Consider the following 14,019-nt stretch of genomic DNA (forward strand, 5'->3'; position numbering starts at 1 on the left):
GCTCCAGGCGCACGGAGTCGCGCAGTCCGAGCTCGTGCTCGGCGCGTCGGAGGCGCGGGACGGGCAGCAGGCCCTCGGCGAGCACTTCCCAGGTGGATCGGGCAGCCCCGTCCACGTGCTGGCGCCCGAGGCGGAACTGCAGGCGGTCGCCGACACGCTGCTGAGCAGCGACGGGATCGACGGCGTTTCGGTGCTGAGCGCCGATGCGCCCTCGGGAGCTGGATCCGTGACGGCGGACGGTATCGTCGCCGCCGGCCCGCCCGGGACCCCGGCGCCCGAGCCGACCGTGATCGAAGGCCGGGTGATGCTGCAGGGCACGCTCACGGACGCGGCGGACTCCGAGGCGGCCCAGGCGACGGTCCGCGATCTGCGGACGGTCTTCGCCGGCGACGGCGCGGATGCGCTGGTGGGCGGCGTCACCGCCACGGCGATCGACACGAACGACGCCTCGATCCACGATCGCACGCTGATCATCCCCGTCGTGCTCGCGGTGATCCTCCTGATCCTGATGCTGCTCCTGCGCTCGATCCTCGCCCCGGTGCTGCTCATCCTGACCACCGTGCTCTCCTTCGGCACGGCGCTCGGGGTGTCCGCGCTCGTGTTCAACGGCGTCTTCGAGTTCCCGGGGGCGGATCCCGCCGTCCCGCTGTTCGGCTTCGTGTTCCTCGTCGCCCTGGGGATCGACTACAACATCTTCCTCGCCACGCGGGTGCGGGAGGAGTCGAAGGCGCACGGCACCCGTGCCGGCATCATCCGCGGCCTCTCGGTCACCGGCGGCGTCATCACCTCCGCAGGGCTCGTGCTCGCGGCGACCTTCGCCGCGCTCTCGGTACTGCCGATCCTCTTCCTCGTGCAGATCGCGTTCATCGTCGCGTTCGGCGTGCTGCTCGACACGTTCCTGGTCCGGGCCCTGCTGGTGCCGGCGCTCATGTACGACATCGGCCCGGCGGTGTGGTGGCCGTCGAAGCTGGGGCGGCGCGAGCCCGGCGCGGCCGAGCCCGGCTGATCGGCTGCTGCGCGCTCAGGTGGAGATGCCCGAAGGCGCGAGCGCTGCGAGCCACACGTGGTTCCGCAACGGGATTCCTATTCCATTGGCGGACGGATCGAGCTGCACGGTCACCTCCGACGACCTCGGAGCGGTGCTCGCAGTGCGCTAGCCGGTACCCGCCCGGCGCCCCCGGATATCCTTCCTGGAGTGCCGATCGGCGGGACGACCCGCCCGGGCTCCGAAGCTGCGAATCGAAAGGCGGATCCAGAGCACCATGTCCCGGCCCACTGAGAGTAGTCCTGCAACCCCCCAGCGCCCCGCGCGTCCGCAGCGCCCCCAGATCGTCCTGGAGGTGCTCGAACGCATCCAGCTGTCGCCGCGCATGGTGCGCATCGTCGCGGGCGGCCCCGGCATCTCCGCGGTCGAGGACAACGGCCGTACCGACGCCTACACCAAGATGCTCTTCGCCCACCCCGGCACCGACCTCGTGCCGCCCTACGACCTCGACGCGCTCCGGCAGGAGCTGCCGGTCGAACTCCTGCCCTCGCGGCGGACCTACACGATCCGCCGCTTCGATCTCGCGAACGGTCGCATCTGGATCGACTTCGTGGTGCACGGCGACGAGGGCGTCGCGGGCCCGTGGGCGGACGGAGCGGTGCCTGGCGCCCCCGTCGTGCTCGGCGGCATCGGCGGCGGCTACGCGCCGGATCCCGAGGCGGACTGGCATCTGCTTGCCGGCGACGACTCGGCGCTTCCGGCGATCGCCTCGGCGCTGGAGGCGATGCGGCCCGATACTCGGGGCGTCGCGCTGCTCGAGGTCGACGGCGATGCCGATCATCTCGAGTTGACAGCACCCGACGGGATCCGGATCGAGTGGCTGCACCGCGACGGGCGGGAGGCGGGGACCACGACCCTCCTCGCGGACGCCGTGCGGGCGGTCGACTGGCAGGACGGGCGCGTGCAGGTCTTCGCGCACGGCGAGCGCGGGGCGATGAAGTCGCTCCGCCCCTACCTGACCGATGAGCGGGGGCTCGACCGGGAGCAGCTGTCGCTCTCGGCCTACTGGGCGCACGGCCGCAAGGAGGACACGTTCCAGGCCGAGAAGCGCGAGCAGATCGGGCAGATCTAGGGGATCTGCGACGAGGGGATCTGCGATGCGATCCCCGGTCGCCGGGCGCGGCGCACCCGGGAGGGGCTGAACACCCCCAGCCCCATCCATTCTTTCTGGCCTGTAGCCCGTGATCGCGCGGGCGTGGGCTCCCGTTCCAAGCATCTCGCGCACCGCACCGCACGTGCGCAGGCACGCACGCAGGAACGAGACAGTACGGGATCGTCCGCGCTGTACGTCTTCGACAGACGATCCCGTACCGCCTCGACGATCTCGTGCTGTGAATTGGCCTGGTTCTTGTTCCGACCGGTTTTCCTGTCAGCCGGTCGGTGACAGAAGCGTCTGGGTCTCAGCGTAGTACGTCTGTTCGACCTCGATCGGAGTACGCATGTCGAGCTCTCCGTGGAGGCGTTCCTGGTTCCACCACCACACCCATTCGAGGGTCGCGAGCTCGACCTGCTCGACCGTCCGCCACGGGCCCTGCTGACGAATCAGCTCGGTCTTGTAGAGATTGTTGACCGCCTCAGCCATCGCGTTGTCGAAACTGTCGCCGACAGTTCCGGTCGAGGGCACCGCACCAAGTTCTTGGATACGGTCGGTATAGACCATGGCGGTGTAGTTCGACCCGTGATCAGCGTGATGGATGAGCCCATCGAGCCGGCCGCCCGACTGCCATGCCGCCATGTCCAGTGCCTGCATCGGCAGAATCTCTGACTTCAGCGTCGCAGCAACGTTCCAGCCCACGATCCTGCGCGAGTACACGTCGGTGACGAACGCGACATAGGCGAACCCAGACCACGTCGCCACGTAGGTCACGTCGCACACCCAGAGCTTGCGGGGCCCATCAGCGACGAATCTCCGGTTGACCAGATCGGCAGGCAGTGCCACCGCTTTGTCGGAGCGCGTGGTGAACACTCGCTTTGATTTCCGCACCCCGCGCACGCCGGCGAGCTTCATGAGGCGTTCGGTCTGGTCGCGGCCGATCTCCCACCCCTCACGCCGGAGCAGGGCGTGCATCTTCCGTCGCCCGTACACGCCATAATGCCTCGCGTGGAGCTGCTGGATCTCCGGCACGATGAGTTCATCGCGCAGTTGCCTAGCTGTAGTTCCCAGTGAGGTTGTGAACACGATCTGAGGGAGTGAGCCCGCCGATCCCGGTATGGGGTCGATGATGATTGTAGTGATGAAGCCAGGTGCCATAACTTTCGGCCCTGGCTTCTTCGCTTTCATAAGCGACCGCGTACGCCCATTCCTGCGCGAGGGTGCGATTGAAACGCTCCACCTTTCCGTTGGTTTGCGGCCGGTAGGGGCGAGTGAATCGGTGCTTCACGCTCGGTCCCAGCGCTTCCGCAAACGCGTGCGACCGATAGCAGGGCCCGGTGTCTGTCATCACTCCGGTGATAGTCACTCCGGCGTCGGTGAAGAACGCGCGGGCTCGCGCCCAGAACGAGGCTGCGCTCTCCTTCTTCTCGTCAGCGAGGATCTCTGAATACGCGAGGCGTGAATGGTCATCGACGGCGTGATGGAGGTACACGTAGCCGCGCGAAGGTTTCCCGCCTGCACGCGCTGCTCGATTCGTGACTCGCAACGTGCGCCGTTGCTGATCTGACCCTCGCCCATGAACTCGCCATCCTCCGCCATCAGGGATACGGCCGAGCTTCTTAATGTCCACATGCACCAACTCACCCGGAGCCTGTTTCTCGTAGCGAATGGGCCGAGGTTGTCGGACTGGCAGGCCGGTCGCTTGATCGAGATGTGCGAGGAGAGGCATTCGGTAGCGTGTGATCACGCGCTCGATCGTGGACCGCGGGATACCCAGGTGATAACTGATCCGGTGTGGGCCCCAGCGGCGGGTGAAGCGGAGACTAATGATGCGATGCTCGCGCCGCTTCGACAGCCTCGCGGGTGAATGATGCGGGCGCGACGAACGATCGGTCAAGGGCTCACCGGCGCGATACCTTGCTGCCCATTTCGATGCCGTTGCGGGTGAGACTTGAAATCGTTCCGCAGCGCGCCGAACTGGCCATCCTTGGTCAACGATCAATGCGGCGAGGCGAGTTCTACCGATTGGGGTGAGGGGTGCGTTAGCGTGAGACATGAAGACCTCCGGGTGAGGGTGAGAGTTGTGATAAACCCCATCCTTCCGGAGGTCTTCATCTATCTCGAGCGTTCACAACGTCCCGAGGAACTACACCTAGCTGAGGACGTCCGCTGTTTCGCAGCCCGATAACCACGCGAGGTGAGGAACCCACGAACCGCCGTCCTGAGTGCACGGCAGAGGAACTCGACCCCGAAACGATCACGATACTCGTCGATGAATCTGATCATTTCGTACGTGGCCGGTCGAGTTCCTTCGCGAAAAACACGCTCGCAGCTTTAAGAACTTCGTTGGCCTTCTTCAGCTCGGCATTCTCGCGTCGCAGGCGTCGGTTCTCTTCAGTCATATCGCTCGTGACGCCGAGCTTCACACCGGTATCGATGTCGTAGCGGCGCTGCCACACTCGCAGTGTCTCAGGGCTCACTCCCAGGAGGCCGCCGACGTGTCGGCAAGCGGCCGTCAGTGACTCATGCTCAGGGCGAGCCTCAGCGAGCATGCGGAGCGCACGCTGACGAAGCTCAGGGTCGTATTTGCTTGGCATCGTAGTTCCATCCTTGTATAAAGATCGGAACTCAAACCAGGCCAATTCAAGGTGATGGATCCCTTCCACGTCGTCCAGCTCGCCGGCGACATGCTCGACCGAGTCAGGCAGCGAGTCCAGCAGGAAACCCTCGGGCATCGCGGGAGACGTGGCGATCCGCTCTACCAAGTGCGCCGGGTCCTGCGCACCGGGGAAGCGTTCCTGACCGAGAAACAGCAAGCGAAGCTCGAAGGGGTGTTCGCTGACCCGCAACACGCGGATGTGTGGCGAGCGTGGCGGGTCTATCAGCAGGTCGTCGCGGCCTACCGTGAGAAATACGGCGGGCTCGCGCGGAAGCGGCTGCGCGAGCTCATCGACGTGCTGAAAACGACGACGCCGACCTGGTTCGTTGAGCTCCGCAAGCTCGCGTACACGCTCGACCGTCGCCGGGTAGACATCCTGGCGTACTTCGATCACCCGGGGACCTCGAACGGGCCGACCGAAGCGATCAATGGCCGCCTCGAACACCTCCGCGGCTCGGCGCTCGGGTTTAGGAACCTGGCCCACTACATCGCGAGATCGTTACTCGAGGCCGGCGGATTCAGGCAACGTCTACACCCTCAATTCCGATGAGCCCTTTTAATCAGTAGGTCCCGGGTTCAAGTCCTGGTGGGGGCACTTCGACGCCCAGGTGTGCCCGGACGGGCGGCTCCTGCCGAGGGTCCCGCTGCTCAGTCGCCTGCGGCCCCCCGCTCGGCGGAGTCGAGAATCAAGTCGACGCTGCTCAGGCACAGCGAGTGGTAGCCGAAGGTGAGGATCGGAACCCGGTACTCGGCGGTGAGCGGGTGCGACTGTGGCGTAACGTCGAGCGTGCGGTCGAACCAGAGGATATCCTCGGGCTCTGCCTCCCGGTTCGATGAGCGCACCGCGGCGATGGCCGCCGCCATCGAGTAGAGCAGGCTTTCATAGGCGCCGAAGTGCTGGATCAGGATGTCGCCCTCGAGGCCTGCGGCGCGAAACCCTCTGAGATGCAGTTCGGTAATGTCGACCTCGGCCGGGCCGCGCGTGAGCAGCGTCGCGGCGAGCGCACCGATCATCGGGTAGGTGCCGAACACCCGGAGCACGATTCGAGCCTGTTCTCGGAGCGCGCCCTTCCAATCCTCCTCGGGAACGATGGTCGTCGAGTCGATGACCTCGCGCAGCAGTTCATCAAGCAGCGCGCGCTGCAGTTCGTCCTTGTTCCGGAAGTGCCGGTAGACCGCGCTAGGGTCGACGCCGAGCGCGCGCCCGAGGTCTCGGATGCGCAGCGCAGGCGCGTCCGCCCCGCGGGCGAGTCGCAGCCCGGCGGCGATAATGACCCGGGTGTCGAGGGTTCCCGGTGCCGTCCGTCGCCGTTGCTGCAGTGTGCTCATGGGTCCCTCCACATCGGTGCGCCGTATTCGAGTATGCCTGATTCGCGCGTTCGATGCGGTTCGGCTCGACGCCGAGTCCGAACATCGTTACATCAGTGATTCGGCCAAACAACAATTCAGTCAACAATGTTGACAGGCATGAGATTTCAAGAGAGTATTTGAGTACCGGCACGGAGCGGCATCGACAGCTGCCTCGTCGCCGTGAGTCGAGAATGGAGTGAGAATGCTGGCGAACGCCGACCTGGTCTTCCGCTCAGGAACTGTCTTCACCGCGGCCGACGATCCTGAGCTGAGCAGCCGCAGATCGGTGGCTGTCGGTGGCGGGCAGGTTCTCGCTGTGGGGCGCGACAGCGACATCGAGGCTTTCGTCGGGGCCGGCACCGAGATCGTGGAGCTCGACGGCGGCATGCTGATCCCTGGGTTTCAAGACGCCCATGTGCACCCCTTCGTCGCCGGGGTGGAGATGCTGCAGTGCGACCTCGCCGACGCGGCGGCCGCAGATGCCTGCCTCGATATCGTCGCCGCCTACGCAGCGGCTCATCCGGACGAGGAGTGGATCGTCGGCGGCGGGTGGGAGATGGGTGCGTTCCCCGGTGGCACCCCGCGTCGCGAAGCGCTCGACGCGGTGGTGCGCGAACGGCCCGTCGCTCTGTACAACAAGGATCACCACGGCGTATGGGTCAACTCGCGGGCGTTGGAGCTCGCGGGCGTGACGGCCGCCACGCCCGATCCCGCTGACGGGCGGATCGAGCGCGACCCCGACGGGACGCCGAGCGGCACGCTCCACGAAGGCGCGGCAAGCCTGATCGAGCGCGTGCGCCCACCCGTGTCCACAGAGCTCATGTACCGCGGGTTCCTGCGCGCCCAGCAGGAGTTGCTGCGGTTCGGTGTCACCGCCATCCAAGACGCGTGGGTCGGCGAGGCGTTCGGGCTGCCCGACTCCTTTCCGGTCTACGAGCGGCTGGTCGCCGACGAGGCGCTCCGCATCCGAGTCTCCGGTGCGTTGTGGTGGGAGCGCGGCATCGGCGCCGAGCAGATCGTCGGGCATGTCGAGCGGCAGGAGCGGGCGAGGGCGCTCGCCAGCCCCGACCGGTTCGCCTGCGAGGCGATCAAGATCATGGCCGACGGCGTCGCCGAGAACTTCACGGCATCGGTGACCGAACCGTATCTCGACCGCTGCGGGAATCGCACCGACAACCTCGGGATCGACTTCGTCGACCCTGAGCTGCTGAAGGAATACGCCGTCGCCCTCGACTCCCGCGGGTTCCAGCTGCACTTCCACGCGCTCGGGGATCGAGCGGTTCGGCAGTCCCTCGACGCGATCGAGCATGCGCGCGAGGTCAACGGCATCCGCGATGCGCGCCATCACCTCGCCCACATCCAGATGGTGCACCCGGCCGACATCGCCCGCTTCGCCCTGCTCGGTGCCGGGGCCAACATGCAGCCGCTCTGGGCTGCGCACTCGGCGCAGGTGGACGAGCTGACGCTGCCCTTCCTGGCGCCCCTGCTGGTACGGCAGCAGTACCCGTTCGGCGACCTGCTGCGCGCCGGTGCCAGGCTGATCGGCGGCAGCGACTGGCCGGTGTCGAGCCCGAACCCGATCCTCGGCATCCACGTCGCGGTCAACCGTCGCGAGCCCGGGGTGACCGACGGCCCGCCGCTCGGAGACCAGGCGATCCCGGTTGCGCGGGCGATCGAGGCCTACACCGCGGGCAGCTCATGGGCGACGCGCTTCGACGCGACGGGGTCGATCGAACCCGGCGCAACCGCCGACCTGGTCGCCCTCGACACCGATCTGCTGGCCTGCCGGCCCGAAGACATCTGGCGTGCGCAAGCGCGCGAGACCTTCGTCGGCGGCGCCCGAGAATAACCATCCCCACTCTCGAACGGAGCACACAGAAATGTCCCCCGACCCGCGCTACGCCGCATACATCCGCGCCGAACTCGATGCGATGCTCGCCAGACCGAAGGAGCTCCACTTCACGACCGAGGAGTACCGCGAGCGCCAGAACAAGGCCCGCGCCCTGATGGCCGAGCAGCAGGTCGATCTGCTCCTGATCTCGTCGCCCGAGGCGATCGCCTGGCTGTGCGGTCACGCGCTCAGGTGGAACAAGGGCCAGTCGCCCTCCGACTGGCCCGCGCTCCAGACCCTGGTGCTGCGTCACGACAGCGACCGGCTCGTGCTGTTCGAGACGAACGGGCATGAAGAGATGATCGAGATGCACTCGGTCGTCACCGATGCGCGCATCTACCCGGAGCGCGATGTCGAGGAGGCGCTGGACTTCATCGTCGGCGAGCTTCGGAGCGAGGGCTGGCTCAACGGTCGTGTCGGCGTCGAGCAGTGGAGCTACATCCCCAACCGCTACGTCGGGGGGCGCTTCGAGGCGAGGCTCAGAGAGGCGGGCTGCGAGATCGTCGACGTCAGCCTCCCGGTGCGGGCTCTTCGGCGTGTGAAGTCCGCGCAGGAGCTGCAGTACATCGAGAAGGCCGCCGCGATCTGCGATGCCGGCCTGATCGCCGTGCGCGACGTGCTGCAGCCCGGCATGACCGAACTCGAGGTCTGGAGCGAGATGCTGCGCGGCATGGTCGCCGCGGGGGGAGAACCCGCGGCGCTGCACGAGTCGGTGGTGGTGGGCCCCATCGAGCAGGGTCATGCCTTCTCGACGCGCCGAGAGATCAAGCGGGGGGACTACGTCTGGGTGGATCCCTGCGGAGTCTACAATCATTACCACGCGAACGTCGCCGCAACGTTCTTCGTCGGCGAGGCTCCCGAGGAGGCGCTCGAGATCAGCGCGATCCAGGCCGGTGCATACGAGTTGCTGTGCCAGACTGCGCGCGTCGGCACGCCCATCCGCGAGACGAACCGTGTGCTGAAGGAATACTACGAAGACGCCGGCACGTGGGGGCTCCACAATTGGACCGGCGGGTACGAGCTCGGGCTCAGCTTTCCGCCGGACTGGGTGGGAGAGTTCCAGTACACGATCGGTGAAGAGGACGTCGAGGGAGTGTTCCTTGCAGACACCGTCACCAACTTCGAGAGCGTGGTGAACTTCATCATGATCGACACCGTCGTCTACCAGGAGAGCGGAACGCGCACCCTGTCCTCGCTGCCGCACGGCGTCACCGTCGTTCCCGTCTGAACCGAGCCCGGCACCAGGAGAGCAGATGAGCACCATTCGCGCCAGCGGCCCCGCCATCGAGGCGGTCGCCGCGACGAAGACGTACAAAGGGTCTGATCGCCCTGCCATCGACGCGGTCGATCTCGCGATCGGCGAAGGGGAGTTCTTCTCGATCCTCGGGCCCTCCGGGTGCGGCAAGACGACGTTGCTGCGCTCGATCGCGGGGTTCGAGACCCTCACGTCGGGCAGTATTCTGCTGCACGGGAGCAATGTCACGACGACGCCCCCGAACAAGCGCGATGTGAACCTGGTGTTCCAGCAGTACGCGCTCTTCGCCCACTTGAGCGTGGCCGAGAACATCGCATTCGGGCTGAAGCGGCGCAAGCTGCCGAAGGCCGAGATCGTCAGCCGCGTCGCCGAGATCGTCGACCTCGTCGAGCTGGCGGGCAAGGAGCACCAGAAGCCCCGCGAGCTCTCCGGCGGGCAGCAGCAGCGAGTGGCACTGGCCAGGGCGCTCGTCAACCGGCCGCGCGCGCTGCTGCTCGACGAGCCCCTTGCCGCGCTCGATCTCAAGCTGCGGCAGACCATGCAGAGCGAACTCAAGCGGATTCAACGAGAGGTCGGCATCACCTTCGTCTTCGTCACGCACGATCAGAACGAGGCGATGGCGCTCTCCGATCGGGCTGCCGTGATGAATCTCGGGCGCGTCGAGCAGCTCGCGTCTCCGACCGAGCTGTACGAGCGCCCGCAGACGGCGTTCGTCGCGAACTTTCTCGGCAACTCCGCGCTGCTCGATGCGACGGTTTCCGAGGGAGAGACGGGTCTGCTCGCCCTGCCCGACGGCACGCGCGTGCCCGCCGGGCCCGCCGCCTCAGCGGGTCGCGCGCTCCAACTCGTGCTTCGCGCGGAACGGCTCGTACTCACCGCGCCGGGGACAGAGTCGCGCCACGGCTTCGGCGTCCCCGCGGTCGTCACCGAGTTTGAGTTCCTCGGCTCCGTCTGCCATTGGCGACTTCTGCTGTCCGATGGTACGAAGCTCGGCGCCACGGCACCGAGCGCCGCGATCGTCGAAGGCGATCGCTTCCTCCCCGGAGACCGCGTGAACGTCTCGTGGGATCCGGCGACCACCGCTGTACTGGCAACCTCACCAACCATTGAAGGAGCATCATGACCGTCATGCCCCCCACCGGCCGTTCGTTCGGTCAGCAGAGCCGACGAGGATTCCTCGGCATGATCGGGATCGGGGCCGCGGCCTCGCTCGCGGCCTGCGCGCCGACCAATTCGAACGGCGGCTCGACCCCGTCGGGCGCCGAGGTGACCTCGGCCGAGATCGACGGCGACCTCAACCTGTTCTCATGGGCGCAATACGTTCCCGACGAAGTGATCGCCGGCTTCGAGAAGGAGTACGGCGTCAAGGTGAACATCACCAACTTCTCGACTGTCGACGAGATGATGACGAAGCTCGCGACGAATCAGCCCTACGACCTGACGTTCGCTCCGAGCGAGCGCATCAAGCTGATGGCTGAGGGCGGGCTGATCCAGCGGCTCGACCACGACCTGCTCGAGAACTATGGCGAGGTGCTGCCCCAGTTCGTGGTACCGCCTTACAACCCCGGTGATGACGCGGCGAACGAGTTCATCGCGCCCTTCGTGGGGACTCCGTACGCGACCGGTTCGGTCGGCCTGGCCTGGCGAAACGACATCATCACCGGCATGACGGGGAGCCTCAACGACCTGTGGACCCAGGCCGATGCGGCAAGCGGGCACCTCTACTTGTGGGACGACATGACGCTGACGCTGTCGCTGGTGCTGCGGGCGATCGGTCATGCCCCGCAGGATGCGGGGCAGGCCGAACTCGATGAGGCGCTCGCGGCGATCAAGGAGCTCAGGCCGAACCTGGGTGGCTGGTCGGGGATCTCCGAAGAGATGATCACCTCGGGCCAGGCCTGGCTGACGCCGATCTACGCGGCCAATCTGTTCATGGCGCTGCAGAGTCTCGACAACGCCGAGCAGTGGTCGTTCCAGAACAACACCGAGAGTGCGCTGTTCAACGCCGACAACCTGGTGATCCCCGCGACCGCGGAGCACACGGGCACCGCAGTGAAGTTCATCGACTGGGTGCTCGCGCCCGAGAACATGGAGCAGGTCGTCAACTGGATCGCGTATCCGATCCCGACGACGACGGGCATGGCGACCTACAACGAGCTCATCGCCGATGTGCCGTGGATTGGCATCGACGAAGCGATCTTCGCCGATTCGGAGCAGTGGGTCGCGCCGGTCTCCGACGAGGCGCTGCCGCTATGGCGTCAGACCTGGAGCCAGGCGAAGGCTGGATAAGGAAGACGATGGAACGATCACGATCGAGCTGGTTCTGGCGAGCGCTCTCCTGGCCGGGGGCGGTGTGGCTGCTGGTCCTCTTCGTCGGCCCGCTGGTCCTGATGCTGGCCATCGCGCTGTCGCAGACCGACATCGTTGGGAGACCGCTGCTCGGTTCGTGGTCGTTGACGTCGTTCGGACAGCTGTTCCAGCCGCATGTGCTGCCGATCCTCGGGCGCACGCTCATCTACGCGCTGACGATCGTCGGCGTCTGCCTGGTGCTTGGATACGCCGTCGCGTACACGGTGTCGAGGTACGGCGGCAGAGCCAAGAACCTCTTGCTGCTGCTGCTGATGCTGCCGTGGCTCGTCGACTACCTGATCCGCATCTACGCACTGCTGCAGCTGCTGAGCTCGGAGGGGGTGATCGTCTCGGTGCTGAGGGGCACGGGCCTCATCGACGCGCAGCAGCAGGTGCAGCTTCTGGGCACGCCGTTCGCCGTCATCGTCGGTCTCGTATACGCACTGCTGCCGTTCATGACGCTGCCGATCTACGTGGCGATCGAGGGCGTCGACACGCGGCTGGTCGAAGCCTGCCGCGACCTCTACGGCACGGGCACCGATGCGTTCCTGCGAGTGGTCCTTCCGGCCTCGCTGCCCGGGGTTATCTCGGGGGCGACTCTGGTGTTCCTCTTGTCATTCGGCGATTTCGCGACGGCGAGGATCCTCGGCGGCCCGGATCAGTACCTGATCGGCAATTTCATCCAGGATCAGTTCAGCGGCGTCGGTGCGCTCCCGCTCGGCGCTGCCGCGAGCATCTTCGTGCTCGTCATCGTCATGGTCGTGCTCGGCACGTTCACCTGGCTGAGCGACCGGCTTCGTAGGAGGTACGCGGCATGAACAACGAACGCCCCAGCTGGCAGCGCAGAGCGGTCGTGCTGCCCGTCGTCACGGCCCTCGTCCTCGCGTTCCAGCTCGCTCCCATCGTGTTCGTGGTGATTTTCTCGTTCAACGAGGGCAGGTCTATCGGATCGTTCACCACCTGGAGCGTGCGGTGGTACGAGTCGCTGTTCGCGAACGAGTCGCTGCTCGAGTCGCTGTGGCTGAGCACATGGGTAGCGTTCGTCGTCGCAGTGATCGCGACATTCGTCGGTACGGCCCTCGCTCTCGCCCTGTCGCGGTTGCGGCGCGCCGAAGCCGCGGTGCCCGGGGGGCTTCTCGGCCTCGTCTTCGTCACTCCAGAGATCGCACTCGGCGTCTCGCTCCTGCTGTTGTTCTCGACGGCCGGTCTCACGCTTTCTCCCGTGACGATCATCGTGGGGCACGTCACCTTCTGCATCGCCTACGTCGCCTTCGTGGTGCGCGCGAGGCTCGAGACGCTGCGGCCCGACGTCGAGGAGGCGGCGCGAGATCTGGGGGCGACCCTGTTCGGCGTCGTCAGGCTGGTGATCCTTCCGCAGATCGCACCGGCCGCTATCGTGGCGTTCGCACTCGCCTTCCTGCTCTCGTTCGACGATTTCGTGGTTTCGTTCTTCGCGTCGGGTGTCGACATCTCGCCGTTGCCGGTCTACATCTACGGCATGCTCCGGCTGGGCGTGACCCCTGAGATCAATGCGATCGGAACGATCATGATCGCCGCTGCACTGCTGCTGGGCGTGATTGGGTTCGTCGTCGCCCTGCGGCGCGGCATCGTCAAGCAGATGACGGGTGCCGCCCAGGGCGACTGAGGTCGCCCGTGTCACGGGTTCCGTGGCATCCACCGCGCCGCCGTCTTCATCGTGACGGTGAACGCTGACGATCGAAGGGGGCCGAGCTGAAGATTCGAGAACCGCGCAGCTCTCGAGGAACATCTGAAGCGATCCGGCCGGCTCGCGCACCCGTCCGATCCGTCTGCCGCGGCGAATAGGCGGGAGACGGGCCAGATGCTCGGCCAACTGAGCTACAGTTCCACCCGCTAATCTACCGTGCTTCGCACCATGCTCCCTGCACGGGGCCGAACGGAGTCGGCGGTAGACTCGCCTCGCTGGGGCGCGAGGCCTCGGAAGGACCGGGAGCACAGGTCCGGAGCCGGAAGGGGGTGGCCGCATGCCGCGCGAACACCAGCGCCCCGTGCTGCAGCCCACGGCGACGTTCGACTGGATCATCGGTTCCGATGAGCCCGGCGCCGCCCACCGTCTCGCGCAGGAGACCTCGTGGGCGCTCCTGGACCGCGTGCGGGGCACGGCGCGTGCCGTTCCGGGCGGCGCGGGCGCGGGAGACCCGGTTGCGGCCGATGCAGGATCCGGCGCCGACCCCGAGATCGTCGACCGCGTCGTCCGCCTCGCCGCAGGCCCCGGCATCGACGACATCACAGAACTCTGGGCGAGCGCCGGCCCGCACTCGCTCGCCGGTCTGCTCTGGCGCATCTACCTGCTGCACCGCATCGCGGAGGGCGACCCGGAAGGCACGGCCGATCTCTT

At 66.5% G+C, this 14,019-nt stretch carries 12 protein-coding genes and 2 pseudogenes; 10 read left to right on the forward strand and 4 right to left on the reverse strand.

All coding sequences use genetic code 11. From position 1 onward, the window contains the following. On the forward strand, positions 1–1,006 hold a 1,006-nt coding region (locus ACFPZL_RS05040; RefSeq protein ID WP_382334810.1), incomplete at its 5' end, for an MMPL family transporter. A 334-nt stretch (positions 1,007–1,340) separates the two neighbouring features. Next, positions 1,341–2,117 (forward strand): siderophore-interacting protein, encoded by a 777-nt coding sequence (locus tag ACFPZL_RS05045; protein WP_328798011.1) that lies wholly within the window; start codon positions 1,341–1,343, stop codon positions 2,115–2,117. Between the two features lie 297 nt (positions 2,118–2,414). On the opposite strand, the gene ACFPZL_RS05050 is transcribed toward ACFPZL_RS05045, so the two are convergent. The 3 genes from ACFPZL_RS05050 to ACFPZL_RS05060 all read right to left on the reverse strand — a co-directional run bounded on the left by ACFPZL_RS05050 (position 2,415) and on the right by ACFPZL_RS05060 (position 4,735). Next, complete coding sequence (locus ACFPZL_RS05050; protein ID WP_328798012.1) at positions 2,415–3,296, reverse strand: IS3 family transposase; 882 nt, start codon at positions 3,294–3,296, stop codon at positions 2,415–2,417. After that, complete coding sequence (locus tag ACFPZL_RS05055; protein ID WP_218114720.1) at positions 3,193–4,194, reverse strand: IS481 family transposase; 1,002 nt, start codon at positions 4,192–4,194, stop codon at positions 3,193–3,195. The genes ACFPZL_RS05050 and ACFPZL_RS05055 overlap by 104 nt, the downstream gene beginning before the upstream one ends. A 226-nt stretch (positions 4,195–4,420) precedes the next feature. Next, on the reverse strand, positions 4,421–4,735 hold the full coding sequence (locus tag ACFPZL_RS05060) for a transposase (RefSeq protein WP_218114721.1): 315 nt from the start codon (positions 4,733–4,735) through the stop codon (positions 4,421–4,423). Between the two features lie 45 nt (positions 4,736–4,780). Between ACFPZL_RS05060 and ACFPZL_RS05065 the strand changes: the two are divergent. Continuing rightward, a pseudogene (locus ACFPZL_RS05065) lies at positions 4,781–5,347 on the forward strand (ISL3 family transposase); the annotation flags it as partial. A 98-nt stretch (positions 5,348–5,445) separates the two neighbouring features. On the opposite strand, the gene ACFPZL_RS05070 reads toward ACFPZL_RS05065, so the two are convergent. Next, positions 5,446–6,126, reverse strand: coding sequence for a TetR/AcrR family transcriptional regulator (locus ACFPZL_RS05070; protein WP_218114723.1), 681 nt, complete (start codon positions 6,124–6,126; stop codon positions 5,446–5,448). Between the two features lie 223 nt (positions 6,127–6,349). Between ACFPZL_RS05070 and ACFPZL_RS05075 the strand changes: the two genes are divergently transcribed. The 7 genes and pseudogenes from ACFPZL_RS05075 to ACFPZL_RS05105 form a co-directional block, all read left to right on the forward strand. Then, positions 6,350–7,996: an amidohydrolase gene (locus tag ACFPZL_RS05075; protein WP_218114724.1), complete on the forward strand. Its 1,647-nt coding sequence runs from the start codon at positions 6,350–6,352 to the stop codon at positions 7,994–7,996. A 31-nt stretch (positions 7,997–8,027) separates the two neighbouring features. Then, positions 8,028–9,266: a M24 family metallopeptidase gene (locus tag ACFPZL_RS05080; RefSeq protein ID WP_218114725.1), complete on the forward strand. Its 1,239-nt coding sequence runs from the start codon at positions 8,028–8,030 to the stop codon at positions 9,264–9,266. 25 nt (positions 9,267–9,291) lie between these two features. Then, on the forward strand, positions 9,292–10,416 hold the full coding sequence (locus ACFPZL_RS05085) for an ABC transporter ATP-binding protein (protein ID WP_218114726.1): 1,125 nt from the start codon (positions 9,292–9,294) through the stop codon (positions 10,414–10,416). Further along, positions 10,413–11,582: a polyamine ABC transporter substrate-binding protein gene (locus tag ACFPZL_RS05090; RefSeq protein WP_218114727.1), complete on the forward strand. Its 1,170-nt coding sequence runs from the start codon at positions 10,413–10,415 to the stop codon at positions 11,580–11,582. Before ACFPZL_RS05085 ends, ACFPZL_RS05090 begins: the two co-directional genes overlap by 4 nt. 8 nt (positions 11,583–11,590) lie before the next feature. Beyond that, complete coding sequence (locus tag ACFPZL_RS05095) at positions 11,591–12,460, forward strand: ABC transporter permease (protein ID WP_218114728.1); 870 nt, start codon at positions 11,591–11,593, stop codon at positions 12,458–12,460. Further along, positions 12,457–13,287 (forward strand): ABC transporter permease, encoded by an 831-nt coding sequence (locus ACFPZL_RS05100; RefSeq protein ID WP_218114729.1) that lies wholly within the window; start codon positions 12,457–12,459, stop codon positions 13,285–13,287. The genes ACFPZL_RS05095 and ACFPZL_RS05100 overlap by 4 nt, the downstream gene beginning before the upstream one ends. A gap of 358 nt (positions 13,288–13,645) precedes the next feature. Next, positions 13,646–14,019, forward strand: a pseudogene (locus tag ACFPZL_RS05105) (hypothetical protein); the annotation flags it as partial.

The sequence above is a fragment of the Leucobacter soli genome (assembly GCF_042659205.1).
In the GTDB taxonomy this organism is placed as follows: Bacteria; Actinomycetota; Actinomycetes; order Actinomycetales; family Microbacteriaceae; genus Leucobacter; species Leucobacter soli.